General features: G+C 38.3%; 18 protein-coding genes. 7 read left to right on the forward strand and 11 right to left on the reverse strand.

Annotated elements, in window-relative coordinates:
• The first annotated feature begins 7 nt into the window (after positions 1–7).
• Positions 8–298, forward strand: coding sequence for an Asp-tRNA(Asn)/Glu-tRNA(Gln) amidotransferase subunit GatC (gene gatC / locus WAE64_RS00395; protein WP_340233176.1), 291 nt, complete (start codon positions 8–10; stop codon positions 296–298).
• Here the strand turns inward: gatC and WAE64_RS00400 are convergent, their stop codons facing one another.
• The 3 genes from WAE64_RS00400 to lipB all read right to left on the reverse strand — a co-directional run bounded on the left by WAE64_RS00400 (position 299) and on the right by lipB (position 2,765).
• The gene (locus WAE64_RS00400) at positions 299–895 is read right to left on the reverse strand and encodes a DUF6962 family protein (protein ID WP_340233178.1); all 597 of its coding nucleotides are present in this window, start codon (positions 893–895) and stop codon (positions 299–301) included.
• Positions 896–973: 78 nt separating this feature from the next.
• The gene (locus tag WAE64_RS00405) at positions 974–1,882 is read right to left on the reverse strand and encodes an ROK family protein (protein WP_340233180.1); all 909 of its coding nucleotides are present in this window, start codon (positions 1,880–1,882) and stop codon (positions 974–976) included.
• Positions 1,883–2,018: 136 nt separating this feature from the next.
• Positions 2,019–2,765 (reverse strand): lipoyl(octanoyl) transferase LipB, encoded by a 747-nt coding sequence (lipB, locus tag WAE64_RS00410; protein WP_340233185.1) that lies wholly within the window; start codon positions 2,763–2,765, stop codon positions 2,019–2,021.
• Between the two features lie 20 nt (positions 2,766–2,785).
• Here lipB and WAE64_RS00415 point away from each other — a divergent pair, with 20 nt between their 5' ends.
• From WAE64_RS00415 to WAE64_RS00425, 3 genes are read left to right on the forward strand one after another with little or no spacing between them, the layout of a single operon-like run.
• Complete coding sequence (locus WAE64_RS00415) at positions 2,786–3,253, forward strand: GNAT family N-acetyltransferase (protein ID WP_340233189.1); 468 nt, start codon at positions 2,786–2,788, stop codon at positions 3,251–3,253.
• Positions 3,254–3,259: 6 nt separating this feature from the next.
• A complete protein-coding gene (gene def / locus WAE64_RS00420; protein WP_340233192.1) occupies positions 3,260–3,835 on the forward strand; it encodes a peptide deformylase in 576 nt (191 codons plus the stop codon).
• A 14-nt stretch (positions 3,836–3,849) separates the two neighbouring features.
• Positions 3,850–4,647, forward strand: a complete 798-nt coding sequence (locus WAE64_RS00425) for an amidohydrolase (protein WP_340233194.1) — start codon at positions 3,850–3,852, stop codon at positions 4,645–4,647.
• On the opposite strand, the gene WAE64_RS00430 is transcribed toward WAE64_RS00425, so the two are convergent.
• The 8 genes from WAE64_RS00430 to WAE64_RS00465 all read right to left on the reverse strand — a co-directional run bounded on the left by WAE64_RS00430 (position 4,648) and on the right by WAE64_RS00465 (position 13,214).
• Positions 4,648–5,370 (reverse strand): hypothetical protein, encoded by a 723-nt coding sequence (locus tag WAE64_RS00430; protein WP_340233196.1) that lies wholly within the window; start codon positions 5,368–5,370, stop codon positions 4,648–4,650.
• A gap of 58 nt (positions 5,371–5,428) precedes the next feature.
• Positions 5,429–5,863 carry a DUF2141 domain-containing protein gene (locus WAE64_RS00435; protein ID WP_340233198.1) on the reverse strand — a complete coding sequence of 145 codons (435 nt, stop codon included), beginning with the start codon at positions 5,861–5,863 and terminating at the stop codon, positions 5,429–5,431.
• A gap of 174 nt (positions 5,864–6,037) precedes the next feature.
• Positions 6,038–6,889: a LytR/AlgR family response regulator transcription factor gene (locus WAE64_RS00440; protein ID WP_340233200.1), complete on the reverse strand. Its 852-nt coding sequence runs from the start codon at positions 6,887–6,889 to the stop codon at positions 6,038–6,040.
• Entirely contained in the window at positions 6,889–7,509 is a 621-nt protein-coding gene (locus WAE64_RS00445) for a rhomboid family intramembrane serine protease (RefSeq protein WP_340233202.1), read from the reverse strand. The genes WAE64_RS00440 and WAE64_RS00445 overlap by 1 nt, the downstream gene beginning before the upstream one ends.
• Positions 7,510–7,515: 6 nt before the next feature.
• Positions 7,516–8,490 carry a polyprenyl synthetase family protein gene (locus tag WAE64_RS00450; protein WP_340233204.1) on the reverse strand — a complete coding sequence of 325 codons (975 nt, stop codon included), beginning with the start codon at positions 8,488–8,490 and terminating at the stop codon, positions 7,516–7,518.
• A 119-nt stretch (positions 8,491–8,609) separates the two neighbouring features.
• On the reverse strand, positions 8,610–11,435 hold the full coding sequence (locus WAE64_RS00455) for a response regulator (RefSeq protein WP_340233206.1): 2,826 nt from the start codon (positions 11,433–11,435) through the stop codon (positions 8,610–8,612).
• 429 nt (positions 11,436–11,864) lie between these two features.
• Positions 11,865–12,416: a hypothetical protein gene (locus tag WAE64_RS00460; RefSeq protein ID WP_340233208.1), complete on the reverse strand. Its 552-nt coding sequence runs from the start codon at positions 12,414–12,416 to the stop codon at positions 11,865–11,867.
• 84 nt (positions 12,417–12,500) lie between these two features.
• A complete protein-coding gene (locus tag WAE64_RS00465) occupies positions 12,501–13,214 on the reverse strand; it encodes a hypothetical protein (protein ID WP_340233210.1) in 714 nt (237 codons plus the stop codon).
• Between the two features lie 373 nt (positions 13,215–13,587).
• On the opposite strand from WAE64_RS00465, the gene ubiE reads away from it, so the two are divergent.
• From ubiE to yidD, 3 genes are read left to right on the forward strand one after another with little or no spacing between them, the layout of a single operon-like run.
• Complete coding sequence (ubiE, locus tag WAE64_RS00470) at positions 13,588–14,316, forward strand: bifunctional demethylmenaquinone methyltransferase/2-methoxy-6-polyprenyl-1,4-benzoquinol methylase UbiE (RefSeq protein ID WP_340233212.1); 729 nt, start codon at positions 13,588–13,590, stop codon at positions 14,314–14,316.
• 40 nt (positions 14,317–14,356) lie between these two features.
• On the forward strand, positions 14,357–15,118 hold the full coding sequence (porT, locus tag WAE64_RS00475) for a type IX secretion/gliding motility protein PorT/SprT (protein ID WP_340233214.1): 762 nt from the start codon (positions 14,357–14,359) through the stop codon (positions 15,116–15,118).
• A gap of 4 nt (positions 15,119–15,122) precedes the next feature.
• The gene (yidD, locus tag WAE64_RS00480) at positions 15,123–15,332 is read left to right on the forward strand and encodes a membrane protein insertion efficiency factor YidD (protein WP_340233216.1); all 210 of its coding nucleotides are present in this window, start codon (positions 15,123–15,125) and stop codon (positions 15,330–15,332) included.
• The last annotated feature ends 123 nt before the right edge of the window (positions 15,333–15,455 follow it).

The following is a 15,455-nucleotide window of genomic DNA, read 5'->3' on the forward strand; positions in this document are numbered from 1 at the left end:
TATCAAAATGAAAATAGAACAGCAAACAGTAAAGAAAATAGCTCATCTGGCACGTTTAGAACTAAGCGAGCAGGAAGAAGTGAAAATGGTAGAAGATTTATCTAAAATTCTGGACTGGATGGACCAACTCAAAGAACTGGATACTACCGAAGTAGCACCTCTTACACACATGAGCGAAGAAGTAAACGTTTTCAGAGAAGATATTGCCAACAACCAGATTACCCGTGAGCAAGGCTTAAAGAATGCACCTAAACAAGATGGTGAGTACTTTTTGGTACCAAAGGTTATTGAGCAATAATTAGTGTACCTGGTGGCTTGCAGCCCGACCGAAACAAAACAGGCTGATGGCTAACAAATAGTGGTATACGTCTATGCTGTCGATGATGGTGTTGGGCATAAAGCTCTTGTTGTAAGTACCCATCACCAAAGCCACAACAGCCAGAATCAGCCATGCGCCTATCGAACGCTCGCCTTTTATGAGCGCCCATACTCCCATCAACAAAACTAAAGGTATTGAAACAGTAAGAACAGCATTCAGTACCTGCATATTATCGGTTAGCCTTACCACAGTAAAGGCAATAAACCCTAAACCCACTACAACATACGCAAAGTTTACTGGCACGGGTTTCTTCAAAACCAGAAAAAGCGTTACAAATACCAGTGAGAAAGCACCCACCGTTCCTGCCAGATGCTGAAAAAACTCCGAAACAATAAGGGCGTAAGTTGAAGCACCTAAAAAACGAACAGCGCCAAAAGCCGCAGCAACAGTTACCGAAAGCACGAAGGCCTCCCACAATAAGCAAGCTACCAGATCAAGTTTGAATAAATAACGGAAGAAAACAAAAACACCAACCAAGGCTAATACAATATCTGAAATTGCATGAGAAATCTCCATAGTGTTAACACAGCATAAAGTGAGGGAAAGATTAGAGAAGGGAAGCATCGCTAGGGTACTTCCCTGAATGGCAAAATATCAGAAGCACAAGCTAGCCGCACCTAGAAGGCCGGCATCGTTACCTAAAGTTGCTTTCTTGATATCTAATGTTTTTATATAATAAGGCGTAAGCCAGTATTCCAATTGTTTATTTACAGCCGGCATAATGTAATCGAAAGAGGCTGATAAGCCACCGCCAATAAGTATAGTAGTAATATCAAGAATTCTGATCATTGATACTAAACCACTACCTAGCATTTCGCCTACTTCGTCGAATATCTTTTGTGCTAAATCATCTCCTTCTGCTGCTGCGGCAACCAATCCAGTAGTTGAGATAGTTCCATCGCCCGGTAATTGCGTTTTACCTGTATAAGCCTGGCGCATACTGTTGGCAAGGTCTAGCAATTCGTTTTTACCGATATTGCGCTCTAACACTTTACCATGTTTTGAAGGAATATGACCTGGCTCCATAGCGTTACCGCCGCCGCCTTTAAACACTTGTTTATCTATAATAGCTGCACCACCAATACCTGTTCCTAAAGTAACCATGATGTAGTCTTCCGGAACATCCCCTTCACCGAAATAATATTCGCCTAGAGCAGCTGCATTAGCATCATTCTCCAAGAAAAAATCATGATTCGGGAAACGCTCTTTCAAATCAGGAATAATAGTAATACCGTTGATTTCAGGGATAGCTGTGATTTCAATAAGTGTCGAGCGGTCTCTTGTAATCAGACCAGGAACACCAATCCCGACTTTCTGAACATCTTTATTTTCGCGTAATTGAATTGCTATAGCATCACCCAAACGTTCTATAAAATGTCCTGATTTACGCCAACTTGCAGTATCGTGACTATAAAAATTCGAAAGTTTACCTGTTTCTGCTTCAACAATGCCCATTTTGACATTTGTTCCGCCAATATCAATTCCCAAATATTCAGTTGCCATTTATTATAGTTTTGTTATTTTATTCGGTATGTCTGTATAAAATCTTTATTTAAACAGGTTTTTTCATATTTTCCTCAAAATTAAAAATAAATCTCACTTGAAGACAATTTGTAATAGGAAATATTGCATTTCTCTATTAAATCTCTGTTAATTCGCCTTCAGGGTGTAGCTCAAATTCCATTTCGAACAAATCAGCCAAGTGATTTTTCAGTTTTTCGGCAACCTCTTCTATAGCTACTATACGACCTAATTCTAGTGCCATAGACGTAACAGCTTTATCATCGATACCACAAGGCACAATATTGCTGAAATAATTTAAATCGGTATTTACATTAAGTGCAAAGCCATGCATGGTTACCCATCGACTCGACTTCACACCCATAGCGCATATCTTTCTTGGGTTTGTCTGTGTTTTATAATCAAGCCATACGCCTGTCAGTCCATCAATTCTACCTGCATCAATGCCGTAATCGGCCAATGTCAGAATAATACCTTCTTCCAGAAAGCGCATATAACGGTGAATATCGGTAAAGAAATTTTCTAAGTCCAGAATAGGATACCCCACCAATTGCCCAGGGCCATGATAAGTAATGTCGCCCCCACGGTTAATTTTGTAGAACTTCGCCTCTTTGGCAGACAAGCTTTCTTCGTCTAGCAACAAATTCTCCATTTTGCCACTCTTACCAAGTGTGTATACGTGCGGGTGCTGGCAAAATAGCAGGTAATTATGTGTAGGCAATTGCTCTGCAGGCTCTATAGGGCGGTTTTTTACTTTCAGGTCAATGATTTCAGCAAAGAGTTTTTCCTGAAAATCCCAGCCTTTTTGGTAATCAATTAGCCCTAAATTAATAAACCTTACTTTTTTATTAAGAATATTATTCATCAGTTTTGTAACTTTGTGATATGAATACGAGTGCAAATGTAACAATTAGGGTAGGTACAATTGCCGAATGCGTAGCGATTTCTGAACAAATACCTGAATTTTCTGACGGAATTTACGACGAAAAAGTCTACGAAAGTCGATTATTAAACACCAAATTTCTGATTTTAGTTGCTCTTTATAACCACACTCCGGTTGGCTTCAAAGTTGGGTACAAACGTGATACTGACGGCAGCTTTTATACATGGATGGGTGGGGTATTGCCCGACTACCGAAAACTGCATATTGCACAACAGCTAGCCGATACACAAGAGACGTGGGCTCTTAACGAAGGGTTTGCTGCCATTGTGCTCAAAACTCGAAATCGTTTCAGAGCTATGTTGTTGTTTGCCTTGAAAAATGGCTTTTGTATTGAGGCAGTTGAACCAAAAGAAACAATTGAAGATTATAGAATTACTCTTCGGAAAAAATTAATTAATTACCATATATAAGATACAATGATTTATCCTATTGTAGCCTACGGCGACCCTGTTTTAAGAAAAGAAGCCCGTGATATTGAGCCTAGCGAGATTGATGTAAAAAAACTTGCTGAAGATATGTTTGAAACCATGTATGCAGCATCGGGTGTGGGTTTGGCAGGTCCGCAGATTGGCTTAGACCTTCGTATTTTTGTAGTTGATGGTACACCCATCAACGAAGGTGCCGAAACAGACGAAGACATCGACGAGTCTCTTATAGATTTTAAAAAGGTTTTTATAAATGCCGAGATTGTGGAAGAAGATGGCGACGAATGGGCTTACGAAGAGGGTTGTCTGAGTATTCCGGGTATTCGTGCCGATGTATATCGCCCTGAGTTTGTAACTATCCGCTATTTTGATACCGACTGGGTTGAGCATACCGAAACCTACGAAAGCATGGCAGCCCGTATCATTCAGCACGAATACGACCACATTGACGGTATTCTGTTTACAGACCACCTTACGCCTCTCAAAAAGCAAATGCTTAAAAAGAAACTAACCAATATTACAAAAGGTGATGTTGATGTAGATTACCGCATGAAGTTTCCTAAATAACCTTATTTATATAAATGGCTGACCAAAACGCTTCTCTTCAAGACTTAAACGTTACGCTCGTGCAAACCAATCTTCATTGGGAAGATGCAACGGCCAACATGGCTATGTTGGAAGAGAAGATTTTTGGTATTTCGGCACCTACCGATTTAATAATTTTACCCGAAATGTTTACAACCGGATTTTCGATGAGTCCGGCAAAAGTAGCTGAGCCGATGAATTTGTACACCACTCGTTGGATGAAGCAAATTGCCGCTCAAACAGGCGCTGTAATTACGGGTAGTGTGGTTATTAAAGAAAACAACCAATATTATAATCGGCTTTTGTGGATTAGCCCCAATGGCGATGTTGATACTTACGACAAGCGCCACCTGTTCAGAATGGCAAAAGAGCATGAGGTTTATACCGGTGGCGACAAAAAGTTGATTAAAAATCTGAAAGGCTGGAAAATCTGTCCGCTTATCTGCTATGATTTAAGATTTCCGGTCTGGAGCAGAAACGTTAATCTGGAATATGACCTGCTTATTTATGTAGCCAACTGGCCACAAGTAAGAATGTATCCGTGGGATTCGTTACTTGTAGCCCGAGCTATAGAAAACCAAAGCTATGTAGTAGGTGTAAACCGAACAGGGCTCGATGGCAACAATGTGGTTCATGCGGGGCATTCAGCCGTTATCGATTTTACAGGCAAAGTGCTCTTCCGTGAAGTCAACAATGAAGTTGTGCATCAGCATACACTTACAAAAGCTACCTTAGACGAGTTCCGCCAGAAATTTCCGGCGTATCTTGATGCTGATGCCTTTGAGATACAATAATCAGGCTGTTTGCAAAACCGACTTTTGCGCCTTGGCTGCAAACTTAGCCTTGTATTTTTTAAGTATTCTTGATGCAATTATGCCTACTACTACTCCAGGTAAAATCCATGTGGCAATCAATATAAACGATGGCGTATTTTGTGGCATATATCTAGGCACAATGTTTACAAAGAAGGCTGTTAAGGCAGCAGAATAAGCGCCCATCATTTTGCCTCCGTGCCCCAAAAACCAATGCATTTTTTCAGGTTTCTTGTAGCCCAAGTATATCTTCAAATCTCCATAGGCATTTGCTAAACAAACTACCCCGAAAATGGCAAATAAAATAGCCATGCCACCAAAGCCCACAGGATTTACAAAACCATACATAGCATAAGCTAACATTACAATTCCACATACACCTACTCCCCACGCAGCTACCCAGTCGACAAGTGTTGGTGCAATGGCTTTCTTCATGCTCAATATACGTTTACCCGAAAATGTAGGATAAAAACTAATAACCCCGATAGTAAGAAAGAACTGATATTTTAATACCGCAGGATAAATAGCAAAGAATATAATTGTAGTAACAAATACGCCTGCCATTGCCCAATAAAAGATTTTCCCGCTTATGTTATGAGTCTTATTGCCTTTTTGGGCAATCATGGCTATTAATCCGGTTAGTAATGATAAGAATCCGCAGATAACGTGTATAACCAGAAAGAAATTAAATAGTAGCTTTTCCATAGTTTTGTATGTTAAAAAGGTGATTTACTTGAGAGTTTAGGGATTAATCTGTATCTTATCAGAATGCCATTAGGCCAATGGCAAGTGTTTTGTTTTCGTTTACATCAAAGGCACATTGCTCAAAGCTCGGAGGCCCCATTAACATCGTTACGTTAGAGAAACCAAAAGGTTCGGCAGGCATATCACCGTTCATATCCAACTGCTTATTATCATTTAAATCCTGATACAATACAATGGCATATTTACCTTCAAGAATACCCTCAAATTTCAGAGAAACTTCTCCTTCTGGCGTTACTTCTGCAATAGCTGATTTTACATTTGTCCCTCTCGGAAAACCGCTTGCATCGTTTGAAATAGAAGCGTAAACTTTGCCCTGGCGTTGTTGAATGCCTTTTACTACTACAGTAACACTATATTTGTTTTGTGCAAAAGAAGCAGTACTAATGACTCCTAAAAGAATAAAAGCGACAATTGATTTGATGAAAGTTTTCATTTGTGTTATTGTTTATGTGTTGTTTTCTGATGACACAAATGTATAGCAACAGCATAATAGCTGTCAAATGAAAGGGTTGAGTATCAAGCCTTTGGGGAGTTTGACAAAGCTTAGGGAAGAATAACAAGTTTTAGGGAAGAATGACAAAGCCACCAGAATGCGGCATTGGAAGCTTTATTTCAGTTGCTCTACAATTTCGGAATACTTGCGGGCAACCGGAACACTTAGTTCAGGAGATTTAAGGTGTAACTTATAGCCCTGTGCATTGCCTGTTACCTTTTCAACTTTATCAAGGTTAACAATAAAAGACCTATGGCAACGAACAATGTTAGGTAAGTTTATCTGGCTTTCGAGCCTTGTAAGGCTACTACGTAGCATTTCTTTCTGAATCGTATTACCTGTTTTATAGAATACGGTTGAATAATTATCTGACGATTCTATGAAAAACAAATCGTCGGCCAATATTTCTAAAATATCTTTCTCGTTTTCGGCAATCAGCTTTATCGAAGCTTTAGTTTTTATTTCCTGCGTTGGGGTTTCTTGTGCTTGTACTATTATGGTCTGGTTATATTTTTTGAGCTGATATATATAATTTGACATCACACCAAACGAAATAGGTATAATACCTATCAGTATTACAATAAAAAACATGGCAGTAAAACCCAAAGGCGAAAGCGAGAAGTAGTTAAAAAACATCTTTGAGTACAGTAGATTGGCGCAGGTAATGAGCAAAAGCACAAGTAGAATATCTACTATTTTTTTACCTACTGTCCAATTCTTCTCAGTAAAAAACCTTGGGAATAATGCCGGAAGTACAAATCTGTTAAAACTTGTGCAGGCGCTTACAATAGCCCCAAAGCCTACCAGCACCCAAAGTTTATTCGGATGTTTCCACTCATTTAAGCCAAAAGGCTGAAAAATCACAAAAAATGCAGCAACACAAGCACCTTCAATGAGGCTCCTGCGGATACAAACACCTACTGAAGGATTCGTGAAAGGATAAGGTTGCTTTAATATCTTAAACATTACTGAAAGCTATCGGCAATCTTTTGAATGAATATCTGAACAATAGACGGGAAAGTGATAATCATAAACACCACACCCCATAGCGCTCCCCACATGTGGGCTGTATGGCCAATGTTATCATATTGTTTTTGTGCCATGTATCTTGAGTAAAGCAGATACAAAATACCGAATATCCACGCCGGAATAATTGGAGGAAGTGGAATAAAGCCCATTTTTGCAGTAGGCTCAAGCATAATAAAAGCAAAAACCACTGAGGCAACCCCACCCGATGCCCCTAAAGCATTATAGCCGGAATTGTTTTTCTTACTGAAAGTATCAGGCAGATTGGCTACTATAATACCAAGTAAATAAAGCAATAAATAAAAGAAATCGGCTTTAGCACCATACAAGGCATGAAAATATGCCTCTATACCCTCACCGAAAATATACAAACTGAACATATTGAAAAACAAGTGCCCGAAATCGCCATGCAAAAAACCAGAGGTAAGCAAGCGCCACCATTCGTTGCGACGATGCGCTGTGTAGGGGTTCAGAATATACTGGTACATCAGGCGGCTATTGTTAAAAGCCGCAATGCTTATCACAACAGTAATAGCAATTATAATAACTGTTAAAGACATCGTGTGTTAGTTTTCTCGTTCAATCAACATATATATAATATCCAGCAAAGGCTTTTTGCGTTCGGCAGGCGCTTCTAATCTTTCTAAATCGTTTAGACCTTTACTGAAAAACTCATTCATTTTGCTTTCGGCCATTTGTTTAATACCCAAAGTATCATAAATATTGGTAACAGCCTTTACTTTTTCAGCTTTATCAAAACTCTGTGCCGATAGCCATTGTGCTAATTCTTTTTCCTCAGGCTTGCCTTTGGCTTGTGCCAGGGCTTCTATCAACAGAAACGTTTTTTTGTTTTCTATAATATCGCCTCCTACTTGTTTCCCAAATTTCTCAGGGTCGCCGTACACATCAAGAATATCATCTTTCAACTGAAAGCCAATACCGATGTTTGTACCAATCTCATAGAGTAGTTGTGTATTGGCCTCACTGGTTTCGGCAATCATCCCGCCTAGTTCTAAGGCAAAGCCTAGCAGAACAGAGGTTTTCAGGCGAATCATATTAATGTACTCTTCTTCTGAAACATCATTGCGTGAAGCAAAATTCATATCTAGTTGCTGACCTTCGCATACTTCTGCCGCTGTGCGGTTAAATCGTCTGATTACTTTTTTGAAGATATTGTCTTTAACAGCCGTCATCAATTCGTAAGCACATACCAGCATTACATCGCCCGATAAGATGGCAACGCTCGAGTTCCATTTTTCGTGCACAGTAGGTTGGCCACGGCGCAACGGGGCAGCATCCATAATATCATCGTGCATTAGGGTAAAATTATGAAACACTTCTACACCTAGGGCTGGTTTTGTAGCTTTCTGCCAATCATCCGAAAAAATACTTGCTGCCATAAGGCATATCGCAGGGCGCATTCTTTTACCGCCAAGCGACATCAGATATGCAATCGGTTCGTATAACTCTACGGGGCTTTCACCATATTGTGTGCGGGCAATTTCCTGCTCAATTGCTTTAAAAAAAATAGCTGACGACATTTAATCTTGTTCAAGTGAGTAGCAAAATAAAAAAAACTTGGCAACACTACCAAGTTATAAGCCCATATAAAGCATCAAAAGGCTATAATATAATACAAGTAAAGACCCGGAAACTATTATTACTTGTCCAGGTATTTCTGCACAACTTTCACAATAGTATCTTTTACGAATGGCTTTGTAACATAATCGTCCATTCCGGCCTCTATACATTTTTCTTTTTCACCTTTTACCGTTCCAGCCGTAAGTGCAATAATAGGTACTTTACCTTTGCCATTCTCAATGCTACGAATTGCCAAAGTAGCCTCAAGCCCGTTCATTTCAGGCATTTGCATATCCATAAAAATAATATCAGGCGTTTCTTTCTGAAAAATATCTACGGCCAGCTTTCCATTTTCGGCTTCGAGAATACGCCCATTCGGAAACACTGATTTGAAGATAGTTCGGGCAAAGAGCATATTTACTTTGTTGTCTTCTACTATCAAAACAGTCAGGTATCTGTCATCTATATATTGAGCCGGTTTTAGTTCATCTGTTTTATGCTTGTCTTCAACAAACCTAATAGCAGTTTTAGACATAGCTCCAAACACCTTTTGAATAGTAACGGGCTTTACCAGCCTTTGCCTTATCTGTAGCTTATCTGACTCGGAATTTATATAATCGTGTGCATGAGAGCTGTAAAGCAATATTATTGGTAGTTTCTCGGCACTAAATTTGGTTTTTTGTCGCAATAATCGCACTGTATCAAGCCCATCTATATAAGGCATATGATAATCAATAATCAACAAATCAAACTTCTCGCCTTTCTTTAGTATATCTATTACTTCTTGTCCGTTCTCTACTTCTTCATAACTAATTTTTCGTAAATCGAGCATTCCTTTTATCAGCGAACGATTTGTTTTGTTATCATCGGCAATTAATACCCGTTTAAATACCTCAATATTTTCCCATTCATCAATTTCTCCTATTTCGGTTCTAAGATTTAGGTCGAAATAAAACCTTGTTCCTTTGTTGAGTTCACTTTCTACCCGTAACTTACTTTGCATCAAGGCTAATAGTTTGTTCGAAATCGTCAAACCCAGTCCTGTTCCACCAAATTTCCGAGTAGTTGATGAATCTTCTTGTGAAAACGCCTGAAATATTTTTTCCTGATTTTGGGGTGCAATCCCTATACCGGTATCTTTTACCGAAAACCGAAACGTATCATTGTTATTCTTAACTTCTCCTAATTTTTCTACTTTCAGTTCAATTTCTCCGACCTCAGTAAATTTTACAGCATTACTTAGCAGGTTAACCAATATCTGCCGTAGGCGAACCACATCTACCCATATATAGCGAGGCACATCTACCGGAATATTAAGTAATACTTCAAGATTTTTCTGACTTGCCTGAAAAGTAATCATATCGGCTACCTGGCTCATGAGCTCGTGGATATTTGTTTTTTCGATTACTATTTCTAGCTTTCCTGCTTCAATTTTCGAGAAATCGAGAATATCGTTGATAATATCAAGTAAAGCATTGGCTGACTGGAAAACAGTTGACATATACTGCTGCTGGGTATTATCAAGCTTGGTTTTCATTAGCAAATCAGTGAATCCGATTACACCATTCAAAGGCGTTCGGATTTCGTGGCTCATATTAGCCAGAAACTCTGATTTTGCCTTAGCCGCTTGCTCAGCTTCCTGCCGTGCTTTTCGGAAAGAATATACAAAGCGATGTGAAAGAATAAGGGTTTGAAACAGAATAAAGCCAAAGTAGCCGAAAAACAAATAATAAGACGAAGGGCGTATGTACCCAAAGTACCCTAATATATTTAAGCCAACAGCTATGCCAATAGATGACATACTCAATAATGAAAAAATAGAACCTTTCCGCTTTTTTATAACTGCAACCAAAGACTTATAAAGATTGTAGCTTACAAAGAACAATATAATAAAGAAGAACAACTGCGATAGATAAGAGATAATATAGACAGGTGTAACAAACAACAATACTATATATATAAGGCTAATATACTCTGTTGCTCGTACAATAACACTGTTATCTGAATAAAGTGCTCTTACAAAACGGCTGAATAAATAGATACAAATAAAGATAGCGAAGTACTCAAGAGTAAAGGTTATTCTGAAATCAATGTTCGGAAAAACCTGATGCAGGTAATAGATTTTATCGACGCCTATTAACCTATATATATAGAATACACAGTAAAGCGCAAAAAATACTACAACCTGGTCTTTTTGTCCTAAAAAATACAGGCCAAAGAATATCAAAGCTACCATCAACAAAATCCCGGTCAGAATCAGTGTAATTGATAGCTCTGTATCCCATATATCTTCGGTATAACTATTACTACCCAGAATAATGGGCTGAGAAAAACCACCCCGATAATGGTCAAAGTTAGCAACCTGCAATACTAATTGTAGGGTATCTGATTGAGCCAGATATAGCTTTTTTGTAGGCAACCAATGTGGTGTATAGGCTTCTTTGGTAGTAGCCACTACCCCATTGCTGGCTACTGGCTGGCCGTTGATCCAGAGTTTATAGCTTGAATAAGGCGCAGGTATAAAAAACGAAATCTGAGGATTGGCACGGTGGTTTATATAAACATTTAATGTATAAGTAGCATAACCAAAGGCTTTAAATGGCTTGCCTAGTTGCTCGTGCTTATTCCAGACCTCGGTAAAGGGCACATAATAATCAGGCTTTGCAGCAGATACCTCTTTGGGTTCTAGCAATTTTTGCCAATAAAAACCCCACTCACCCGATAAATCAACGTGGTTTTTTGTGTCCTCAATTTTAAGTGCTCTTAAATCTACCTCTCCTTTCTTAAACGACTGCGCAAACGATACAGAAGAGAAAACCATTAAGCATATTAATGAAAAAAAGCAAAGGAAACCATTCTGTAAGCGGCATATCATGTGGCTGTGCACTAAGCATTTAATGTCCATCTTTAAGTCTACGCCATTTTAGATGAAAAATCAATACGAAAAACAATCAATATAAGATTTGGTAAATAAGGCCGGTGGCCCCTCTACCAAATAGCTAATTTTACTTTGAGCAGTTAGAACGAAAGCTATATAAGCCCTGACAAAGACTTACGATGTAAAACTAAAATTTTTCTGAGAAGTTTACTCAAAATAATGATTTATCAGCAACAAATGTGCCTAAAAAACACAGCTATTTACGAAAAAACAAAGCTAATATTTGAAGAGTCGCGGATTTTTGATTAAGCGGTAGTGATTTGAACAAACTATGCTTTTTGTTTAAAGAATATTCTGTAATTATGCCTAAGGCCTTTGCGTCACAAATATACAGACACAAACAAATAAAGCCCGATAATAAACTTATCAGGCTTTCAGCAAAAATCAAATGTATTGCTAGAATTTATATACTATTCCGTCGAGTTTTAATTCTTTCAGTTTCTTCTTTCCTCCTATACAATTTCCCATACATTCTTGCTGAATAAACCCAATCCCTGGTGCCAGCCAGATTGCGTGCTCTTCATCGGCCATTGCCGGAATATCAAAATAAAAACGATAACAGTCTTTAACAGACTCGCCGCCAATTACAATTGTTTCTGTTTTACTTGTAAGCTTTACTGTATAATCTCTATACTGCCAGGTGTCGTTTACATTGGCAGCTAAATCAAACCTTACCGATGTTTTGCCTTTATGATATTCTATAATTTTGTCGTTCTCTTTTCTGACATAAGAGGTATCATAGCTAGACGTAATTGCATAATAAGTTTTCTGGTCAAAAACCTTGGTTTCGTTAATAGTTCTTGTGTCTACTCCATCTATTTTCCAATAATTACCTACACTTAAAGGCAGATAAGAGGTATCAAGCCCCACTACCGAAACAGTATCTTTTTTACAAGAGCTTACAAAAAAGCTACCGATAATACCTAAAATGCAAATTACCTTTTTCATATCATTATATCAGTTAAGTTTGAATAGACGACCCTTGTATTGATAAAAGCAAGTCGAGGCATTTAAGCCTCGACCTGACACCAATTATTTTGTAGCTGTTGCCGTTACCTCCTGAAGGTTTACTTTTACGCCTGTATAATAAAGCGTTGTAGTAGCTTCAAAACCAGAATCGGTACCTACAATTACCCAGATATTACCGTTAGCATCTGACTTACCTGTAAATTCTCCGGTTCTTTTCACAATTTTGTACTTGAACTCAGATGTACCATTGCCTACGTTACCAATTACTTTCATATCTTGGCCACTGGTTGCTTGCTGCATTTTTTTGATATTCATCTCGTAGCTCTTAGTAGTAGTGTTAGCCACTTTTTTCGGCTCGATTGATGTAAGACCAATACCCATGTACACACTTCCTGCCGGAGAACCGCCTACACCAACCGAACTATCGGCAGCACTTGTAGCAAACTCAACTTCGAATGTTCCTTTGTACGATTGATTTGCTTTCAGGCCAGTCATTTTTTTAGTAATAAACATAAACAAATCATCGCTATGGTTATTACCCGAAATACGAAACGCCTTTTTTGTTGTATCTAAAGGTGCCGGTAATTTAGCATCTTTTTTGTGCGACAGTTCGTAGAATGTTTCTTCGCCTACCGGGTAGTCAGCAAAATCAGCAGTCCAGCCTTCTGCCGACACATTAAACTGGTCATTTAACGAAAGTTGTGGGGTGGTTGTTTCCTCTTTTGAACAAGCAAACAAAATAGCTACCGAAACGACACTTAAAATGATTTTTTTCATAAATTTTTCTTTGGTTTATTTCCTACATGGATTCGGTTTGAAAAAATTTGGTTGGAATTATTTTTTTCAAACTGCTCAGAAGAAACGCTATCTTGTTGATTTTCAAATAGATAAAAATCGAAAAAAAATTCACAAAATTTTATTTGGTTATGCACAAATCCATGAAACTACCGAAAAACCTCAGAATATTTTTTAGGTTTATAACTCATAAAAATTGGGCATTTTCAACCTTTTTCAATGCCTTTTTGTTAAGCAAATAAGCATAGTTTACTAGTATGAAAGCATTTATACTGATAAAACCTATCTAATATGAAAATGTGGTTGTAACTTTGCGATTTATTAGCATATTTATTGATTTTTTGCAGATTCAGAGATGGTTGTACCTTACAAAGAAAAAGAAACCGGAAAACGTGAACAGATAGCTGAGATGTTTGATAATATCTCGCCAAAATATGACCTGTTAAATCGTTTACTAAGTGGAGGCATTGATGTGTGGTGGCGCAAAAAGGCCATTTCAATGTTGCGTTCGGCTCAACCTAAAGTAATATTAGACATTGCTACCGGTACCGGAGACCTTGCTGTTGAGGCAGTAAAACAACTAAAGCCGGAAAAAGTAATAGGTGTTGATATTTCGGAAGGTATGTTGGCGATTGGCCGTGAGAAGATGAAGAAAATCGGCATGGAAAAAGTGATAGAACTCAGAAGCGGCGATTCGGAGAAATTATTGTTTGACAACAATACTTTTGATGCTGTCATCGTTTCATTTGGAGTAAGGAACTTTGAAAACCTAGAGAAAGGCTTAACCGATATGCACAGGGTTACAAAACCCGGCGGCACTTGCCTGATTGTAGAGTTTTCGAAACCTAAAACACCTATAATCAAGCAGTTATATTGGCTCTATAATTCTACTATCTTACCTTTAGTTGGCAAAATAATTTCGAAAGACAAAGCAGCTTATAGTTATCTGCCTGAGTCGGTTAAGGCTTTTCCTGAAGGAAATGATTTCTTACGGGTATTCGAAAAAGCCGGATTCAGCGAAACCAAAAGTGTACCGCTTACTTTTGGTATTTGTACAGTTTATATTGGTAAGAAAAAGGCCTGAGCTTGCTATTGATTTATAGTTGTAACCTTTTCTTGAGTTAATGAAAAATATTAAGGTATCCTTTTCTAGTAATTTAACGTTTCCCTTTAAAAAGATTTTTACCCTTACGGGAGTTTCTCTGTTCTTAGCTATTATAGGTGTGCATACTTTGTCAGCACAAGAGAACAAACGTCTTTTCCAAGGCGATTACGATGCCAAAACCGTTAGGTTCGGCTATTTTCTGGGTTTACCTTATACAAACTTTAATATTAAGTTTAATAACTATTTTGTTAATAAGGACAGCATTTACTCTATCACCTCACCATCAACCATCGGGCTTAAAATGGGAGGTTTGGTTAATATACAGCTGAACGATTATTTCGATTTCCGTATCTTACCTACAGTAGCCATTTATGGGCGTCGGCTTGAGTATCGCATTGCTAATACAACTACCAATACACTTAGCGAAAAAAAAGAATTACGTGAAACTGCTTGGTTCGAGTTGCCTGTTATGTTCAAATATAAATCGGAGCGCCGTGGTAATGTAAGAATGTATATTTTTGGTGGTGTTCGTTATGCTGTAGAAACCAATGCCGTTAACAGAAGAGGCCGCCAGCAGTTTACAACCAAAAACAACGATTTTAGTGTAGAATATGGCACCGGTATTGAGTTTTTCAGAGAATATTTCAAGTTTTCTCCTGAGTTACATTTTTCACATGGTATTGTAAATCTTGTAAACCCAGTTACGGCTCGTGGTACGGCTATCGGGGGTATCGACCGCCTCTCAACGCATACAGTTACTTTATATATCTTATTTGAATAACCCCATGAAACACATTGCCATTTTTCTGGTTCGTCTTTATCAGGCAGGTATTTCGCCTTGGTTTCCGGCTTCGTGCCGTTATACGCCTACTTGCTCACAATATTCGGTAGAGGCATTTCAGAAATATGGTTTTTTTAAGGGTTTATTACTTACCATAAAGCGTATCGGGCGTTGCCATCCGTGGGGTGGTCATGGATACGACCCTGTGCCTTAATCTTCAAAAAATTATTATATTTGCATTTCTTCTTCATCAACGCTTAGTATTGAGGTCGTTTAGACTTATTTCTTAGGTTTCAAAATGTGCTATTTGGGCTACGCCAAATCAATCTCATTTTTA

It is taken from the genome of Emticicia soli, assembly GCF_037860775.1.
Taxonomy (GTDB): domain Bacteria; phylum Bacteroidota; class Bacteroidia; order Cytophagales; family Spirosomataceae; genus Emticicia; species Emticicia soli.

Coding starts and splice junctions, on each gene's coding strand:
- gatC (WP_340233176.1), top strand. CDS start 8: ATGAAAATAGAACAGCAAACAGTAAAGAAAATAGCTCATCTGGCACGT.
- lipB (WP_340233185.1), bottom strand. CDS start 2,765: ATGAATAATATTCTTAATAAAAAAGTAAGGTTTATTAATTTAGGGCTA.
- WAE64_RS00425 (WP_340233194.1), top strand. CDS start 3,850: ATGGCTGACCAAAACGCTTCTCTTCAAGACTTAAACGTTACGCTCGTG.
- WAE64_RS00460 (WP_340233208.1), bottom strand. CDS start 12,416: ATGAAAAAGGTAATTTGCATTTTAGGTATTATCGGTAGCTTTTTTGTA.
- def (WP_340233192.1), top strand. CDS start 3,260: ATGATTTATCCTATTGTAGCCTACGGCGACCCTGTTTTAAGAAAAGAA.
- WAE64_RS00455 (WP_340233206.1), bottom strand. CDS start 11,435: ATGGACATTAAATGCTTAGTGCACAGCCACATGATATGCCGCTTACAG.
- WAE64_RS00445 (WP_340233202.1), bottom strand. CDS start 7,509: ATGTCTTTAACAGTTATTATAATTGCTATTACTGTTGTGATAAGCATT.
- WAE64_RS00435 (WP_340233198.1), bottom strand. CDS start 5,863: ATGAAAACTTTCATCAAATCAATTGTCGCTTTTATTCTTTTAGGAGTC.
- WAE64_RS00405 (WP_340233180.1), bottom strand. CDS start 1,882: ATGGCAACTGAATATTTGGGAATTGATATTGGCGGAACAAATGTCAAA.
- WAE64_RS00430 (WP_340233196.1), bottom strand. CDS start 5,370: ATGGAAAAGCTACTATTTAATTTCTTTCTGGTTATACACGTTATCTGC.
- WAE64_RS00450 (WP_340233204.1), bottom strand. CDS start 8,490: ATGTCGTCAGCTATTTTTTTTAAAGCAATTGAGCAGGAAATTGCCCGC.
- porT (WP_340233214.1), top strand. CDS start 14,357: ATGAAAAATATTAAGGTATCCTTTTCTAGTAATTTAACGTTTCCCTTT.
- WAE64_RS00415 (WP_340233189.1), top strand. CDS start 2,786: ATGAATACGAGTGCAAATGTAACAATTAGGGTAGGTACAATTGCCGAA.
- WAE64_RS00465 (WP_340233210.1), bottom strand. CDS start 13,214: ATGAAAAAAATCATTTTAAGTGTCGTTTCGGTAGCTATTTTGTTTGCT.
- WAE64_RS00400 (WP_340233178.1), bottom strand. CDS start 895: ATGGAGATTTCTCATGCAATTTCAGATATTGTATTAGCCTTGGTTGGT.
- ubiE (WP_340233212.1), top strand. CDS start 13,588: ATGGTTGTACCTTACAAAGAAAAAGAAACCGGAAAACGTGAACAGATA.
- yidD (WP_340233216.1), top strand. CDS start 15,123: ATGAAACACATTGCCATTTTTCTGGTTCGTCTTTATCAGGCAGGTATT.
- WAE64_RS00440 (WP_340233200.1), bottom strand. CDS start 6,889: ATGTTTAAGATATTAAAGCAACCTTATCCTTTCACGAATCCTTCAGTA.